We start from the raw sequence: 15,682 nt of genomic DNA, 5'->3' as shown, positions 1-15,682 counted from the left end.
ATATTTTGTCTTATATTTCATAAATTCTTTCTTTTTCTATACTTTTACTCAATCAAATTTAAAATTAAGTTTTTGTGAATCTCCCTCAAGCCATTAAAATACTATTTTTTTCGGGCTGTTTTCTGTTTTTGAGTACCATCGTGCAGGGACAGAAAAATAATTCTGCAGCAGAACTTAACCGCAGACTGGATGAAAACGCAAAACTTTACCGCGACAATATAGACAAAGCTTTTCAGCAGCTTCCTGCTTTGCTGAAACTTTCGAGAGTTTTGAAAGATGGGAAAGCGGAGATGAAGATTCTGGACAGAAAATGCCGGTATTTTTACAGCAAAAATCTCACAGACAGCCTTATCACACAGGCTGAAGTTCTGAAGAAAGTTTCTGCCAACCATCAGGATTATTATTTTGAATCTATGGCTCATGTTTATCTTGCTGAGACCTATTCTATCAACAATCTTCCGGACAGAGCCATTGAAAATCTCAACGAAGCTTACGGCCTTTTGGAAAAAGCAGACCAGAAAAGTGAAAAGGTTTTCTTTGCCAAAGCCAATGTGCTTGGGAGTTTTGCCAACATTTATCTCGATGAAAAGCAACCAAAAGAGGCTGCTAAAAAAATCCTGCAGGTCATCAAAAACGGCGAGCAGATTCCTGATAAGCAGAAAAGAAATGCTTTTCAATACCTGAATTATTCGAACATTGCCAATATTTATCTTCAGATTGATATAGATTCTGCCAAAATGTTTGCCGACAAGTCTTTGGCTATAAGGCCGGTAAAAGATGCCGACAACAGGAATTTAATAACCAATTACACCGTTTTCGGAAATTATTTTGAGAAAAAAGAAGATTTTAAGTCTGCCATCTATTATTTTCATCAGGCTTTAAAAATCAACAAAAGCAACGGGACAGATCTTAATCTGAACGAAATTTATCTTCCTCTGCAAAGAATTTATTCAGTTCTCAATCAAAAAGACAGCGCCGAACTGTACCGGAATAAAGCCGAAGCGTACGATTTAAAAGTAATGAACAGCAAGTACAATTCTTTGCAGAAAGTTCTTACAAAAGAAAAAGATCAACAAAGTAAAAGTCCGATGTATTTTCTCTACATAATTTTGGGACTGGGAATTCTGAGTGCTTTTGGACTGTATTATTTTACAAAAAAAAGAAAGTCAGCACAAATAATTAACGTTGAAACTTCATACGAAAAAACAGGGCCTTCAACCGAGGTTCTTCAACAGCTGATTGAATTATTAGACAAAAATGATCCAACATTTCTCATCAATTTTGAATTGGCATTTCCTGAGTTTACTGCAAATCTTTCACAAAGGCACCCCGAGCTTCAGCCTTCAGAAAGAGAATTCTGTGCGATGCTGAAACTTAAATTAAGCACCAAGGAAATTGCAAAATACACTTTTATTGAAACACGCACAGTTCAAAATAAAAAGTACAGATTACGGAAAAAGCTGGAAATTCCTCAGGATGTTGATATATATTACTATATAGATCAAATTTGAAAGCCTTAAAATATTCATAATTATAAGTGTAATTTTAATAAATATCATTATTTCGAAATCATTCCTGAAATTGTACAGAATTGTTGCAATACATTTAGTAAGAATTATCAATTTTACATTATTTTTTTACTTTTTAACATATTTAAGTTTAAAAAAGTACCTGATGAGTATCTTACAACGCATTATTTTCTCTTAAAAATCATCCTTCACAACATTTTGTTATTAGTTTTGCTGAATAGTAATTCGCCGTATGCTACGCATTATTATATCTAACGGTTTTACAAATTTTCGGATTATTTTTTAAAATCTAATAATTATAAATATGGGTAAAAAATCTCTATTTTTGAAAAAAGCAGTGGCAGCAACCTGTTTTTTAATGCTGGGTCTTCAAACAAAAGCTCAGGGACAGTGGGAAAACGTTGGAAGTTCCAACACCGTTTCTGCAGGCGGAGCAAGCTGGTTAAACCTTTTAGCTACATCGTCAGGAAACTATTATTTATCTTACTATGATACCAGCGTAAGCAAAGGATCTGTGCAGCAGTTTGACGGTCAGTCATGGTCGTATGTAGGTGGCTCACCTGGTGTTACAACGACCACAGCTCTGTACGGATGTATGGCAATGGATAATTCCGGAAGTATTTATTACAGTAATCAAGCAGGATCTGCCGGAATGGAAATCAGAAAATTCAGCAATGGTGCGTGGTCTATGTTGCCTAATGCTGCAGCTTCACAGATTAATTATCAGGCTTTGGCTATTTCTGCGACAGGTGATCTTTTTGCTCATCACTCGTTGGCCTCCGGTACGGTCAAAAGATATAAAAACGGTGTTTGGGAACAAGTTGGAAATACCGGCTTTGCGGGAGGCTCTACTTATGTGAAAATGGCTGTTGGGACAGATAATTTTATTTACGTTGCGCAGATAGCAAGTGGTCTGAAACTCTACAGAATAAGTGCTAACGCAAGCAGTACAGATAGCTGGACTTTAGTGGGAGGTGTAAACGCCGGCACTGCCTATTCCTCAGATAATTCTTTTATTGACCTTGCCCTCGACAGTAACAACGCACCTTATATTTCCTACGTTTCGGCAAGTGGTGATGGCAGAAAGCTCAATGTAAAAAAGTTTGACGGCAGCAACTGGGTGCAGGTCGGAACAGCGAATTTTTCCGATGCGGTAGTTAATTATACATCAATAGCCCTGGCAAATGACGGAACGGTGTATGCGGCAGCAAGTATCTGGGACAGTCAAAATGCCAATCATTCAAAGAATCAGGTTTATGCCCTAAATCCTGGTGCGACAGCGTGGAATAAATTGGGAGGAACTGTAATTTCTGAAGCCGCGGCAACCTACAATGAGCTGGCAGTAGATTCCAACAACAAGGTTGTGCTTGCCTATGTAGATAATGGTGTGAAAGTTAAACGTTTTACTTCGTCCTTGCTTTCAGTTCAGGATTATAAAAAATCTAATATAGAAATTTATCCAAACCCTGCAACAGATTACATCTTTGTGAAAGGAAATGAAAAAATCACCGGTGCAGAAATTTTTACCACTTCAGGACAGCTTATTAAGCCTTCATTTGATACGGAAAGCGTGACAGTATCACAGTTGAAGCGTGGAAATTATATTTTAAAGCTAAAATTAAGTGATGGATCTGAACATACTCAGAAAATTCTGAAAAAATAAAAAATCATTCATATAACTTAATGTTTTTAACGGAATCCTGAAGTATTTCAGGGTTCTGTTTTTGCTTGAAACCGGAATAAAAGCAATAAATTTGCAACTTCCATGAAAGTTTCCACAAAAGCAATTAAGATAAAAAATCAGAATTTTGTACTTACCAATCAGCGCGCTCTGTTTTGGGAAGATCAAAAAGCTCTGGTTCTCTCCGACCTTCACATCGGTAAAACTGCCCATTTCAGAAAAAACGGAATCGCCCTTGCCAATCAGGTTTTCGAAAGTGATTTGCAGCGTTTATCAGTATTAATTGAATATTTTCAGCCGGAAAAATTTTTGGTTGTAGGCGATCTGCTTCACGCCGGCGACAATGCCGAAGTTGCGGAATTCTGCAGCTGGAAAGAACAGTTTCCTGATCTGAAATTTTATCTGATTGAAGGAAATCATGACCGGATTTCGAAAGCTTTGGATAAAAAATTGTGTCTTGATTTTAAAGCTGAAAAATATGAATCTGAAGATTTTATTTTCATTCATGACTTTGACAGGAAAGAGAAAAAATTTCAAATCTCAGGGCATATCCATCCTGGTTTTGTGATTCATTCTCCGGTAAAAAGAATTAAGCTTCCGTGTTTTGTTGTTACAGAAAACCGGTTGTTGCTTCCTGCCTTTAGTGAGTTTACAGGTCTGGACACAAAAAATCTCCCAAAAAATGGAAGATTCTATGTCTTTACAGATGCAGAAATTTATGAAATTTAAGTCTTACAACTCATCAAACCATTTGTAAATATCTACATCAGAAGCGATATTTAATTTCTTTCTGATCCTGTTTTTCCTGTTCTGAATAGCCTTTGGAGTTACAAAAGTGTAGATCGCAATTTCTTTGGTGCTGAAATCAAGTTTCAGATAAACACAGAAAATCAATTCAGATTTTTTCAGATCCGGATTAATCTGCTTAAGGTTTTCAAAAAACGATGGAAATACAGATCTGCAGGTATTCAAAAGTCTTGGAGAATTATCTTTGGCAAGGTCAACGATTTCCTGATTTTCCGTAAAAATATTTTTTTTACTTTTAGAAATATTTAAATTTTTGTTGTTCATATATTAAAATTATCCCCTTTTGTGGTTCTAAAAACAGTTTCTTAAAACTGAAGTTAGTGATCACTTATTGGATTTTCAGTTTATTTTTTTATGTTTCTCAAATATAAAATTCTTACTCATTTAGTTTTTATGATTCTAATCACAGTCGTTTTGTTGTAAATAAAGGCTATTTTAAAGCAAATCTAACCAATGTGGTATCTGTGTGGTACTACAATAATTTACTTGTGATTAAAAATATTTTTTCTTTACATTTTTAAAAGTTTCACAGTAAACAAACCGCTTTATTATACATGATTTCTGAAGACCTCCTGCTTTCATTCGGAGCCGAATACAAGTCTTACGACAATGACGACAAAATTTTCTCGGAAAATGAAGTTGCCAATTATTTTTATCACATCACAGAAGGAAAGGTAAAACTCAATAATTACACAGAAAACGGAAAAGAATTTATACACGGTATCGTTGCTGAAAACAACAGTATCGGTACATCTTATTTATTTACTGAAAAAAAATACAGCATCAACAGCATCGCAATCAATGATGTTACTGTATTGAAGCTTCCCAAACTGTCTTTTCACGAAATGCTGAAGGCTAATCAAAATATTTATCCTTATTTGATAAGTCATTTATCCGAGTACATGCATTATCAGTTTGTGATGATGCAGACGATTGCAGTACAGAGTCCTGAGAAAAAAATTAAAGCTTTCCTCGACTATCTGAAAAACAATGAAAAAGACCAATCTGATTTTTCCCTTCAGATACAGCTTACAAGGCAGCAACTCGCTTCAATTACAGGACTCAGCGTGGAAACTGTTATCAGAGCAATAAAAAGTATGGAAAAAAATGGAATTTTAAAAATTCAGAACCGTAAGATTTTCTATTAAATAAATCAGTAATAAATTTTTCTTGAATCGATTTTCAGGAAGTTTTCGCGTTCCAGTTTCTTGGCAGTGCGGATTACTGTTTCTACACGAAGGCCTATTAAATCTGCTATCTGCTGACGGGTAAGTTTTACCAGAAAAGAAAACTTATCATCATCTTTATGAAAACTTTTCAGATAATCCAATAGTCCTAAAATTCTTTTTTCGGGAAGTGGCGAGGCCAGATTCTGAATCATTGCTGTTTTGAAATACAGCCTTTGGGAAAGACATTTATTGGTATCTACAGAAATATCGGGATGCTGCGTAATTAATCTAAAAAAATCATCTTTCTTAAGTTTTAAAATCTGACAGTCGGTCAGAGCTACAGCGTTGATGTTATAATTTTTATGAAGAAAAAGAAACGAGTCTCCAAAGCTTTGGTCTGAACCTAAAATATTCTGGATAAATTCATTACCAAGCTCATTATAATTGTTCTCCTTTATGCTTCCGCTAATAATCTGAAAGTAATAAGCAGGTTTTTCGTCTTCTTTAAAGACAAACTCGTTTTGCTCATAAGATTTTATTTCACCACCAAAAGATAGAAGAAGTTCTTCATCTATTTTCATGCAGCTCAGTGTTTTAGCTACGGGAAGTGTATCAGCCATAAAAGGAATAAATTTTTATCGAATTTACAAATTTTTGTAATATAATTAAAAAAACAATTCTACTCTTTATAAAGAATAGAACTGCAATTATTAAATAACGAAACAAACTTTTATTTCATGCTGTCACTCTTCATTTTTGTAGTGTTTGCAGAATCTGCAGACATCATCCCTGTATCCTGAGGCATTGGGTTTGCGGGAGCTGCCATAGGTTCCGTTGTAGTAGAATCAGACATGTTTGTCGTATTGTTTTCTACCTCTTTCTTTTCTGTACAGCTAAGTGTAAATGCAGCAACTGCCGCTACTAAAAAATACTTTTTCATAAAATTTGATTTAAATGTGTGTGTTAATTCGCAGGCTAAAGTAGACATATCAGCTATGTGTCATTATGATTACAATCATAGAAACAGCATATTTTTAAAATTTAATTAAATAAAATACTAATAATGAGTAAAAAAGATATTTTTTATGTAAATTCCAAAACAATTTCAAAAATTGGTCGGCTTTTTGAATTGCTTAGAAAAAATCACACACTAAAATATTAATATTATGTCTACAGAAAATCTGATGCGTGAAGACGCTATTAAGAAAATTAAAGAACTCTCTGAAGCTGCAAAAATCTGTATGTTCTGTACAGATTTAGGAAAACTTCCAAACAATTCAAGACCGATGTCTCTGCAGGAAACTGATGAATCGGGAAATCTTTGGTTCATCAGCAGTGATACCAGCAACAAAAATTTCGAAATAAAAGAAGATAACCGTGTTCAGTTATATTTTATGAACAATTCAAATTCAGAATATCTTTCTGTGTATGGTGAAGCTTTTGTTTACAAGGATCGTTCAACAATCGAAGAAAAATGGTCACCCATTGCCAATGCATGGTTTGACGGAAAAGATGACCCGACGGTTTCCATCATCAGGGTTGAGCCAAAAGACACGTATTACTGGGACACCAAAGCCGGTAAACTTGTAAGCCTTCTCAGTTTCGTGGCGGCTGCTGTGAGCGGTAGCAAAAGCGACAACTCAGACGGCATTGAAGGCAAAGCTACTATTTAATGTAATCCAATCACCATTTAAAACTTACGATCATGATGTTTGAAGATGACCCGAAACCAATTGTTCAGGAAGCAACGGTTTTGAATAGTAAATCTGTAGTTTCTCAGATTATTAGCTTTGGGGCGGATAAATCATACGTCCTGAAGTCCTTACAAAGAATGAAAAGCAGTACTGCCTGTGAGATCAGAAAAAAGCTGATTGATAATTTCATCACGGAATATCTCTCTAATTTTGCAGGATTTGTCGAAAACCAGGGGTTTGACACATTCTCTGAAAATTACAGGATCTCACCGGTATATGCAAAACAGTCTTACGAAAAGGTCATAAAAGAACAGGAATATCTCAGCAGAATAATGATGGGTTTGAATGGTGAGTGATTTTTGCCAGCACAAAGGCAAACGGCATGCTATAAATAAGATGACTATCACTTATGAAAAATAGTTTATTGAAATAAATTCGATAAACTATTTTTTGTTGCTAATCCAATGAAATCGTCATCGTACTTAAAAATTCAAAAAAAAAATTATTAAGCTATTTCTTTAAAAAAAAATCAAAAATTTAAGATTTCAATAGATTTCAATAAAAAAAACCGCTCCCTAAAAAAGCGGTTTTCAGATTTATTTAAATTCCAGTTAAAATATCGCAGGATATTTCTCAGGATTTGTTTCATTAAACATGGCGTAGATTCTTTCAACCATATCGTCTGCAGATGGCTTGGAGAAGTAATCACCGTCACTTGCGTAAGCTGGTCTGTGATCGTTTGCAGCAATCGTCAACGGATCAGAATCTAAATATCTAAATGCTTTTTGTTTTTCTAAAATCTGTTGTAGGATAAAAGCTGAAGTTCCGCCCTGCACATCTTCGTCGATTACGACCAATCTATTGGTTTTCTTAACAGATTCAGCAATTTCATGCGTTAAATCAAAAGGAATTAATGACTGGACATCAATCACTTCCGAAGAAATACCTAATTTCTCCAATTCGTTAGCTGCTTCAGTGACAATTCTCCAGGTTGAACCATAGGTCACCAAAGTAACATCCTTTCCTTCTTTTGTTACTTCAATTTTTCCGACAGGAACTGTAAATTCACCGATATTGTCCGGTTGTTTTTCCTTTAATCTGTATCCGTTTAAACATTCAACGATTACAGCAGGCTCGTCGCTCTGAAGCATGGTGTTGTAGAATCCTGCAGCTTTCGTTAAGTTTCTTGGAACTAAAACCAAAATACCTTTGGAAAGATTTAAAATCCCCGCCATTGGTGAACCGGAATGCCAGACACCTTCCAGTCTGTGACCTCTAGTTCTGATGATCACAGGAGCTTTTTGTCCGCCCTTTGTTCTGTACTGAACAGTTGACAAATCATCGCTCATGCCCTGTAGACAATACAGAATATAATCAAGATACTGAATTTCAGCGATTGGTCTTAATCCTCTCATTGCCATTCCGATTCCCTGACCTAAAATTGTAGCTTCACGGATTCCTGTATCGGCAACTCGAAGTTCACCGTATTTCTCCTGCATTCCTTCAAGGCCCTGGTTTACGTCGCCGATATTTCCGGCATCTTCACCGAAGACCAAAGTTTCAGGATATTTATCAAAAATTTTATCGAAATTATTTCTGATGACTACTCTGCCATCAACATCTTCAGAAGAATCAGAATAAACAGGTTTTATTTCTTTTACATTTTCAGCCTTCCATTCAGAATGAGAGTATAAGTGAGATGAGTAATTGTCTTTTTCAACTTCAAAAATCTCGTTGTACTTCTGCATCAACTGATTTCTTTCAGAAGAATTTGTTCCTCTCGTTGCCAGCAAAGATTTTCTCACCAAATGGAAAACATCTTTCTTTGCTTTAGAAACCAACTTATTGAATATGCTGATATGGTTTTCAATTTCAGAATTTTGTCCCTTTAAATTTTCAACCAAAGGCAAAACTGAATTGATCAAATCTGTAATTGTCTTCTGGTAGCTCTCCCATGCTGACTTCTGACCGGCTTTTACATTCTTCTTAGCTTCTTCATCGATGGCATCAAGTTCCTCAGCAGTAGCCAAAACTTCTTCTTTGCCTTCAATTTCGATTGAATAGTCTAAAATCCATTCTTTAAATTTCACCAAACCGTCGAACTCAGTTTCCCAGGCAAGACGTTCTTCATTTTTATAACGTTCGTGCGAACCTGAAGTGGAGTGACCTTGTGGCTGAGTAACTTCAATAACGTGCACAACAACAGGAACGGATTCCGTTCTTGCAAAATGCTCTGCTCTTGCGTAAGCATCCAACAAAGCAGGATAATCCCAAGCTTTCACCTGAATAATTTCACAACCCTGAAACTCTCCTTCTTTTCTTTGAAAACCGCTCAACATTTCAGAAATATCTGCTTTAGCTCTCTGCTTCATTGTAGGAACAGAAATTCCGTAGCCATCGTCCCAGATCGAAACAATCATAGGAACCTGTAGTGCACATGCAGCATTTAAGGTTTCCCAGAAATGACCTTCTGCTGTAGAAGCATCACCAATTGTCCCGAAAGCAACTTCGTTACCTCCCTGAGAAAATTTCTCGGAGCCTTCAAATTTTACTGATTTATATATTTTGGAAGCCTGAGCCAAACCTAAAAGTCGGGGCATCTGGCCAGCAGTAGGAGAAATATCTGACGAAATATTTTTCTGTGATGTTAAATCTTTCCAGCTGCCGTCTTCATTTAAGCTTCTTGTAGCGTAATGACCATTCATCTGTCTACCGGCAGAAGCGGGCTCACGTTCTACGCTCGTATCTGCATACAACTGAGCAAAGAAACTCTCAACAGTAAGTGCGTCTGCAGCCAAAGCAAAAGTCTGATCTCTGTAATAACCTGAACGGAAATCACCATTTTTGAAAACTTTGGCCATTGCAAGCTGTGGAAGTTCCTTACCATCCCCGAAAATACCAAATTTGGCCTTTCCTGTAAGAACCTCTCTCCTTCCGAGATAAGACATTTCGCGGGAAATTCTTCCTAACTTGTAATCGCTAAGTATCTGATTTTTAAAATCCTGAAAAGAAATCTGTTGCGTTTCTATATATGTTGTCTGCATTACACTATGATTTTTACAAATATAAATAATTTTTGTTGTACTGAATAAAACAATTTTATAGAATTCATATTTTTTTGTAATTATTTTAAAAATTTCATAATTATAGACAGTTGCCGATTATTGTCTATTTGTGAATCTTAAATTTAAAAAAAAAGTTCCTCGCGTGAAACACGCAAGGAATCTAAAAACACAAATGATGAAAAAAAAAAAAAAAAAATTGTTAAATATGTGAATGTGGTTTGGTTTGGTCTTTTTTATTTCTTAGGAGGTGCAATTGGATCTCCTTCTAATGTCACCCCAGTTCCAGTGGAATCCTGAATCTTTTGAGAAGCTTTATTAATAATCTCCAAATTCTGATAATCTTCTGTAGTGAAATTATCATCATCCTGACGACAAGAAATTACTGTTGTTAACAATACTGCTGAAAAAAATAGTACTAACTTTTTCATATTGATTAAATTTATAAAGATTAATTTTTAGTTCGCTTAATTTTCTGTTGCAAACATACATCTGAAAACTAATTTAAGTCAAATATTGCTACGGGAAATTCATAAAAAATGTCCGGCAATTTTTAAATTTTAGATTTTTTATTCAGATTAATTATGTTAATATTGTAGACTTTTAAATTTATAAAAAGACAAAAGTGTTACTCAAAGTCCATTACTATTTTCGTAACCATCTAACTATAAGAGTTTTAACTTATGTATTTATGATTTTCCTGATCACGGATAATTTAAATGCACAGGTAAATTCTAAAAAAAAGATGAACTACCAGGAAATCGAAATGAAAATTGACAGTTTTCATAATGATCAGAAAAAAGCATGGAATTTAATTCAGCACTATATAAAAACCGCAAAAACTGAAGGTAATAAGGAAGCACTTGTTTATGCATACCGGTATGCAAGTAATTTTTCAGTTTATCCTCAAAATCTGAGTTATGCCAATCAGGCTTTAGAGACAGCAAATCAGTCAAAAGACGAAAGATTGCTCGCCACAGCTTATTTTAACAGAGGAGCAATATACATTCAGGAAGCATTTTATCAAAAATCACTTGACGATGTGTTGCTTGCAAATAAGTATGCTGCAAATGTTGACGATCAATATATTATTTATAAAAGCATATATCTGATTGCTCAAAACAAAATATACCTTGGTCTCTATGAAGATGCTGCAAAAGAACTGCTTATATGTATTGATTTTTTTAAAAAACACAGTACAGATTCCAAATTAGGGCAAGATTACCAGACCTACTATATTTACTCAATGTTAAGTTATATTGATAACAATACCAAAATGGGTAAATCTCAAGAAAATAAGCAACTTATTCCTGAGAGCATTAAATACCTGGAAGACAATGACTTAAAGCAGTATATTCCCTATTTTATATCGTCACAAGGTACTGATGCTTACTATCAAAACGATTATAAAACTTCAATTTCTAAACTGACCAAAGCTTTAGAAATGTACAATGATCAATATCCACACATCACCGAAATCTACTATTTAGGTTTAAACAATTGGAAAATCGGAAAAAGAACGATTGCCGTAAAATTCATGGAGGTTATTGACAATCAATACAATAAATCGAACAGATTGGATCCGCAATTTAGATCTGCGTACGAAATTCTTATAAAATATAATGATTCAATTAAAAATAGAGATAAGCAGCTGGAATACATTGATAAACTGATGATTCTGGATAAATCTTATGAGAAAAACTTTAAATATTTATACCCCAAAATCAATAAGGAATATGACACAAAAAAGCTGATCTCCGAGAAAAACAAAGTTGAAAATCTTCTTATTTTAAGAAGTAACATCTTCGTTTTCATACTCGTTATCAGTTTGGGGATCATTCTTTTCTTTAGTATCCGCTACTACAAGATCAAAAAACTTTATAAGCAGAGATTTGAAAATATCATAATCAATTCTGAAGTTGAGCATAAAAAACATCATGCACCGAGGGAAATTCAGGAAAAAACTGAACAGGAAACTGCTAAACCGGTTTCCATATCAGATAAAGATGTCAAAGAACTCAATCTGGAAAGTCCTGAAAATCAGGATGAATATTATTCTAAAATAGCAGGTCTGAATCCGCTGGTTGTAAAAAGCATTATGACTCAGCTTGATGCTTTCGAAGACGAAGAAAGATATCTCGACAGCCAGCTTACCCAAAAATCTCTTGTTGAAGAATTGGGAACAAATTCTACTTATCTTTCAAAAATTATTAATACTTATAAAGGTTCAAACTTTAATGTATATATAAATAATCTCCGTTTAAATTATATTATTGATCTTTTAAGAACCGATGCCACCTACTTACAATATGATGTAAAAGAGCTGGCGAATATCTGTGGTTTTTCCAATGCCGAAAGCTTTTCAGACAACTTTTACAGAAAGTTCGAGATTAAACCATCTTACTTCGTAAAAATGATGAAAGAGAAATCTAAAAGTTCCTCTCAATCACATAATCCAACATCAGATTAAGCGATGTTTTGGGCTGAGAATCAGGAAACTCGCTTAAAATATCCTTGGCTTTCTGCTGAAAATATTTCATCTTAGTGATTGCATACTCCAGTCCTCCTGATGACTTCACGAAAGAAATAAGTTCCTTTACCCTCTTCTGATCGTTGTTGTATCTTTTGATGGTATTGAAATAATATTTTTTATCCTTCTCGTTCGCTATTTTCAAAGTGTGAATCAGTGGAAGAGTCATTTTCTGTTCTTTGATGTCAATTCCAACAGGTTTCCCGATAACATTTGAACTTAAGTAATCAAAAAGATCATCTTTTATCTGGAATGCCATACCCGTATAAGTTCCGAACTCCATCATTTTTTTTGCTAAATTTTCATCAGCATTATTTGACAAAGCCCCAATTTCACAGCAGGCAGCGATTAATGTTGCTGTTTTCTGACGGATAATTTCGTAATAAACATCTTCGGTAATATCCAGTTTTCGGGCTTTTTCGAGCTGTAAAAGTTCGCCTTCAGACATTTCTCTGATGGTTCTGGAAATCACAGCCAGCAAATCATAATCTTTGTGATCCGTAGAAAGCAGAACAGCTTTAGATAAAAGAAAATCACCAACAAGAACGGCAATTTTATTTTTCCATAAAGCGTTGATTGAAAAGAAATTCCGGCGTTTGAAACTTTCATCCACCACATCATCATGCACCAAAGTTGCGGTGTGAATCAGCTCAATCATTGAAGCTCCACGGTACGTTTTTTCGTTGACTTCACCGATTAATTTTGCACAAAGAAATACGAACATCGGGCGCATTTGCTTCCCTTTTGTGGTCACAATAAAACGGGTGACTTTATCTAATAAAGATACTTTCGTCTGCATCGATTCATAAAACTTCTGTTCAAAAAGCTTCATTTCTTCGTTGATGGGTCGCTTGATTTCTTCTACGGTATTCGCCACTATCTTTGAATGATGGGTAGTTGATATTTAATTCTCACAAAGATAAATTTTTTAGACCAATTTTAACGGAAAATTAAATTTTATCTGAATACAAAATGCCTTAGAATTTGAGTTTTTCTTTTGGTATAAAATAGAAATAAGGTTTTGTATTACCGATGGGCGAATAGAATTTTTCACCGGAAATGTAAATCCCAGTTTCATCTACAGCAATTCCTTCGATCTGGCCGATGCTTAGGGCACTCCCCAGATATAATTTCCATGGATTATTTTTAAAGAAAATTCCGGAATTTGATTCATTAAAAATCATCAGAAAGACTTCAGTTTTTTTGGTGTAACCAACAACAAAAAGTTTTTTCTCAAAATAATAAGCATCAGAAATCATAAAACCAGTTTTGAAAGTTTCAATTTTCTGAGCTGCCTGTTTTTCGAAATTATCCGGATCTAAAGTATAATGTGTTGTCGATTTTGAAGCCCATTCTTTTGTGAAAATATGCAGCTTTCCATTTAAATAAATCATAGATTCCAAATCGAAATCTGTTGAAATATTTTTGGGTGTAAAATCTTGCTGTTCGGGATAGTAGAAAGAAATGATTTTCAGAGAATCATTCTGAAGCTGATTATTTTTAAAAGGAATTTTGAAAATTTTTAAATCCTGACGTATTCCTGCATTATTTCCAAAATCGCCGATATAAAAGTTTTCGCCATCATTTGTTAAAGCTTCCCAGTCTTTATTTTCAGCTTTTACCTTTAAAATTTTTAGGATCTTTCCTGTCTTCTTATCAATTTCATAAAGTTCTGCAGGATTTCCGCTGTCGTTGAAAGTGTACAGTTTTTCACTAAAGAAATTCAGCCCCGAAGTCTCCTGAATTGAATCATTTAAAACAGAAATCCTATAATTTTTTAGCTTAAAAATTTCGGATTGCTGTGCGGAATTTAATATCGAAAAAATGATTAGAATGAGTTGAAAAACCTTTTTCATAACACAAAAATAAGGTTTTTGATGTGAATGGAAGGCTAAATTGAAAATTGTAGTGTTGATTTAATTCAACCACTTCGTGGTTGTGTGAACGCGTTTGCATTTAACCATGGGTTTCACCCATGGCTATGAATATTAAACCACTTTGTGGTTCTTTGGGCGAATTGTAATTTTCTCAAAAGATTTGCCACAGTTGAGTAATTTCAAACATTTCGTGGTTTTCTTAAAATAAGTCATTAAAATAAATTTCGGGTTGTGAAAATTGAAAAAAGAGTATTATTCCGCAGTTTTATTCGCCAACTGTCCGCAGGCCGCGTCGATGTCACCACCACGGCTTTTTCTTACCATCACAGTTACACCCGCTTTTTCGAGTTCACGAACATATTTCTCTTCGGCGGCAATACTTCTGTGATCAAATTTACCTTCACCAATCGGATTGTACTGAATTAAATTAACCTTTGAAGGAACCTGACGGCAATATTTAATTAAGGCTTTTATGTCTTCATCCTTATCATTTATTCCTTTCCAGACACAATATTCAAAGGTAATCACTGAGCCTGTTTTCTTGTACCAGTACTGCAAGGCTTCCATAATATCCGTCAATGGAAATTTATCCGAAAACGGCATTATTTCATTTCGGGTAGATTCAACAGCTGAGTGTAAAGACAAAGCTAATTTTACACGCAACTCGTCATCTGCCAGCATTTTAATCATCTTCGGAATTCCCGATGTAGAAACAGTAATTCTTCTAGGCGACATTCCCAAACCTTCCGGCTGAGTAATTTTTTTGATGGCTTCAACTACATTTTTATAGTTCATCATCGGCTCGCCCATTCCCATAAACACTATGTTCGTCAATGGTCGGTTGTGGTATTCCCTACTCTGCCTGTCGATCAACGCAACTTGGTCAACAATTTCTGCAACTTCAAGATTTCTCATTCTTTTGAGCTTGGCAGTTGCACAAAATTCACAATTAAGAGAACAGCCTACCTGTGAAGATACACAAGCTGTAGTTCTGGTTTCTGTAGGAATCAAAACTGATTCAACCATCAGTCCATCATGCAGTTTAACACCGTTTTTTATGGTTCCGTCTGTAGATTTCTGGAACTGATCTACCGCCGCGGGATTCATAATAAAATCACGGATCAGATTTTCTCTCAAATCCTTCGAAAGATTCGTCATTTCTTCAAATGAATGAAGATTTTTACTCCAGATCCAGTCATAGACCTGCTTGGCACGAAACGGCTTTTCGCCAATGGTGCCGAAATAGTCTTTGAGTTGATCGAGAGATAAAGTACGGATGTCTTTCATTGAATTGTTGGGTGTCGGATGATGGGTGTCAGATGAAAAACTGGGC

The 15,682-nt window shown here is 34.9% G+C and carries 15 protein-coding genes; 7 read left to right on the top strand and 8 right to left on the bottom strand.

Translation table 11 applies throughout. The features are described 5' to 3' along the window. Window positions 1-74 precede the first annotated feature (74 nt). The 3 genes from NG809_RS18345 to pdeM all read left to right on the top strand — a co-directional run bounded on the left by NG809_RS18345 (window position 75) and on the right by pdeM (window position 3,939). Complete coding sequence (locus tag NG809_RS18345; protein WP_262147043.1) at window positions 75-1,511, top strand: LuxR C-terminal-related transcriptional regulator; 1,437 nt, start codon at window positions 75-77, stop codon at window positions 1,509-1,511. A gap of 343 nt (window positions 1,512-1,854) precedes the next feature. After that, window positions 1,855-3,192, top strand: a complete 1,338-nt coding sequence (locus tag NG809_RS00260; RefSeq protein ID WP_262147041.1) for a T9SS type A sorting domain-containing protein — start codon at window positions 1,855-1,857, stop codon at window positions 3,190-3,192. Between the two features lie 102 nt (window positions 3,193-3,294). After that, window positions 3,295-3,939 (top strand): ligase-associated DNA damage response endonuclease PdeM, encoded by a 645-nt coding sequence (pdeM, locus tag NG809_RS00255; RefSeq protein WP_262147039.1) that lies wholly within the window; start codon window positions 3,295-3,297, stop codon window positions 3,937-3,939. A 3-nt stretch (window positions 3,940-3,942) separates the two neighbouring features. On the opposite strand, the gene NG809_RS00250 is transcribed toward pdeM, so the two are convergent. Further along, window positions 3,943-4,281, bottom strand: coding sequence for a helix-turn-helix transcriptional regulator (locus NG809_RS00250; RefSeq protein WP_262147038.1), 339 nt, complete (start codon window positions 4,279-4,281; stop codon window positions 3,943-3,945). A gap of 290 nt (window positions 4,282-4,571) precedes the next feature. Here NG809_RS00250 and NG809_RS00245 point away from each other — a divergent pair, with 290 nt between their 5' ends. Beyond that, window positions 4,572-5,165 carry a Crp/Fnr family transcriptional regulator gene (locus NG809_RS00245; protein WP_262147037.1) on the top strand — a complete coding sequence of 198 codons (594 nt, stop codon included), beginning with the start codon at window positions 4,572-4,574 and terminating at the stop codon, window positions 5,163-5,165. A gap of 5 nt (window positions 5,166-5,170) precedes the next feature. On the opposite strand, the gene NG809_RS00240 is transcribed toward NG809_RS00245, so the two are convergent. Then, window positions 5,171-5,806: a Crp/Fnr family transcriptional regulator gene (locus NG809_RS00240; protein WP_262147035.1), complete on the bottom strand. Its 636-nt coding sequence runs from the start codon at window positions 5,804-5,806 to the stop codon at window positions 5,171-5,173. Window positions 5,807-5,916: 110 nt separating this feature from the next. Beyond that, window positions 5,917-6,126 carry a hypothetical protein gene (locus NG809_RS00235; protein ID WP_262147034.1) on the bottom strand — a complete coding sequence of 70 codons (210 nt, stop codon included), beginning with the start codon at window positions 6,124-6,126 and terminating at the stop codon, window positions 5,917-5,919. 226 nt (window positions 6,127-6,352) lie between these two features. On the opposite strand from NG809_RS00235, the gene NG809_RS00230 reads away from it, so the two are divergent. Both NG809_RS00230 and NG809_RS00225 read left to right on the top strand, forming a co-directional pair. After that, a complete protein-coding gene (locus tag NG809_RS00230; RefSeq protein WP_262147032.1) occupies window positions 6,353-6,859 on the top strand; it encodes a pyridoxamine 5'-phosphate oxidase family protein in 507 nt (168 codons plus the stop codon). 32 nt (window positions 6,860-6,891) lie between these two features. Beyond that, complete coding sequence (locus NG809_RS00225) at window positions 6,892-7,236, top strand: hypothetical protein (protein ID WP_262147030.1); 345 nt, start codon at window positions 6,892-6,894, stop codon at window positions 7,234-7,236. A gap of 255 nt (window positions 7,237-7,491) precedes the next feature. On the opposite strand, the gene NG809_RS00220 is transcribed toward NG809_RS00225, so the two are convergent. Both NG809_RS00220 and NG809_RS00215 read right to left on the bottom strand, forming a co-directional pair. Continuing rightward, entirely contained in the window at window positions 7,492-9,924 is a 2,433-nt protein-coding gene (locus NG809_RS00220; protein WP_262147029.1) for an alpha-ketoacid dehydrogenase subunit alpha/beta, read from the bottom strand. A 254-nt stretch (window positions 9,925-10,178) separates the two neighbouring features. Then, entirely contained in the window at window positions 10,179-10,373 is a 195-nt protein-coding gene (locus NG809_RS00215) for a hypothetical protein (RefSeq protein ID WP_262147027.1), read from the bottom strand. Between the two features lie 260 nt (window positions 10,374-10,633). Here NG809_RS00215 and NG809_RS00210 point away from each other — a divergent pair, with 260 nt between their 5' ends. Continuing rightward, the gene (locus NG809_RS00210; RefSeq protein ID WP_262147025.1) at window positions 10,634-12,412 is read left to right on the top strand and encodes a helix-turn-helix domain-containing protein; all 1,779 of its coding nucleotides are present in this window, start codon (window positions 10,634-10,636) and stop codon (window positions 12,410-12,412) included. Here the strand turns inward: NG809_RS00210 and NG809_RS00205 are convergent. From NG809_RS00205 to rlmN, 3 genes are all read right to left on the bottom strand, one after another. Next, on the bottom strand, window positions 12,372-13,349 hold the full coding sequence (locus NG809_RS00205) for a polyprenyl synthetase family protein (RefSeq protein WP_262147024.1): 978 nt from the start codon (window positions 13,347-13,349) through the stop codon (window positions 12,372-12,374). The genes NG809_RS00210 and NG809_RS00205 overlap by 41 nt on opposite strands. 100 nt (window positions 13,350-13,449) lie before the next feature. Next, window positions 13,450-14,328: a hypothetical protein gene (locus tag NG809_RS00200; protein ID WP_262147022.1), complete on the bottom strand. Its 879-nt coding sequence runs from the start codon at window positions 14,326-14,328 to the stop codon at window positions 13,450-13,452. 273 nt (window positions 14,329-14,601) lie between these two features. Further along, window positions 14,602-15,636 carry a 23S rRNA (adenine(2503)-C(2))-methyltransferase RlmN gene (rlmN, locus tag NG809_RS00195; RefSeq protein WP_262147021.1) on the bottom strand — a complete coding sequence of 345 codons (1,035 nt, stop codon included), beginning with the start codon at window positions 15,634-15,636 and terminating at the stop codon, window positions 14,602-14,604. Window positions 15,637-15,682 lie beyond the last annotated feature (46 nt).

The sequence above is a fragment of the Chryseobacterium foetidum genome (assembly GCF_025457425.1).
Taxonomy (GTDB): domain Bacteria; phylum Bacteroidota; class Bacteroidia; order Flavobacteriales; family Weeksellaceae; genus Chryseobacterium; species Chryseobacterium foetidum.
The sequence above is the reverse complement of the archived record's forward strand: the minus strand, read 5'-3'. Positions and strand labels throughout refer to the sequence as shown.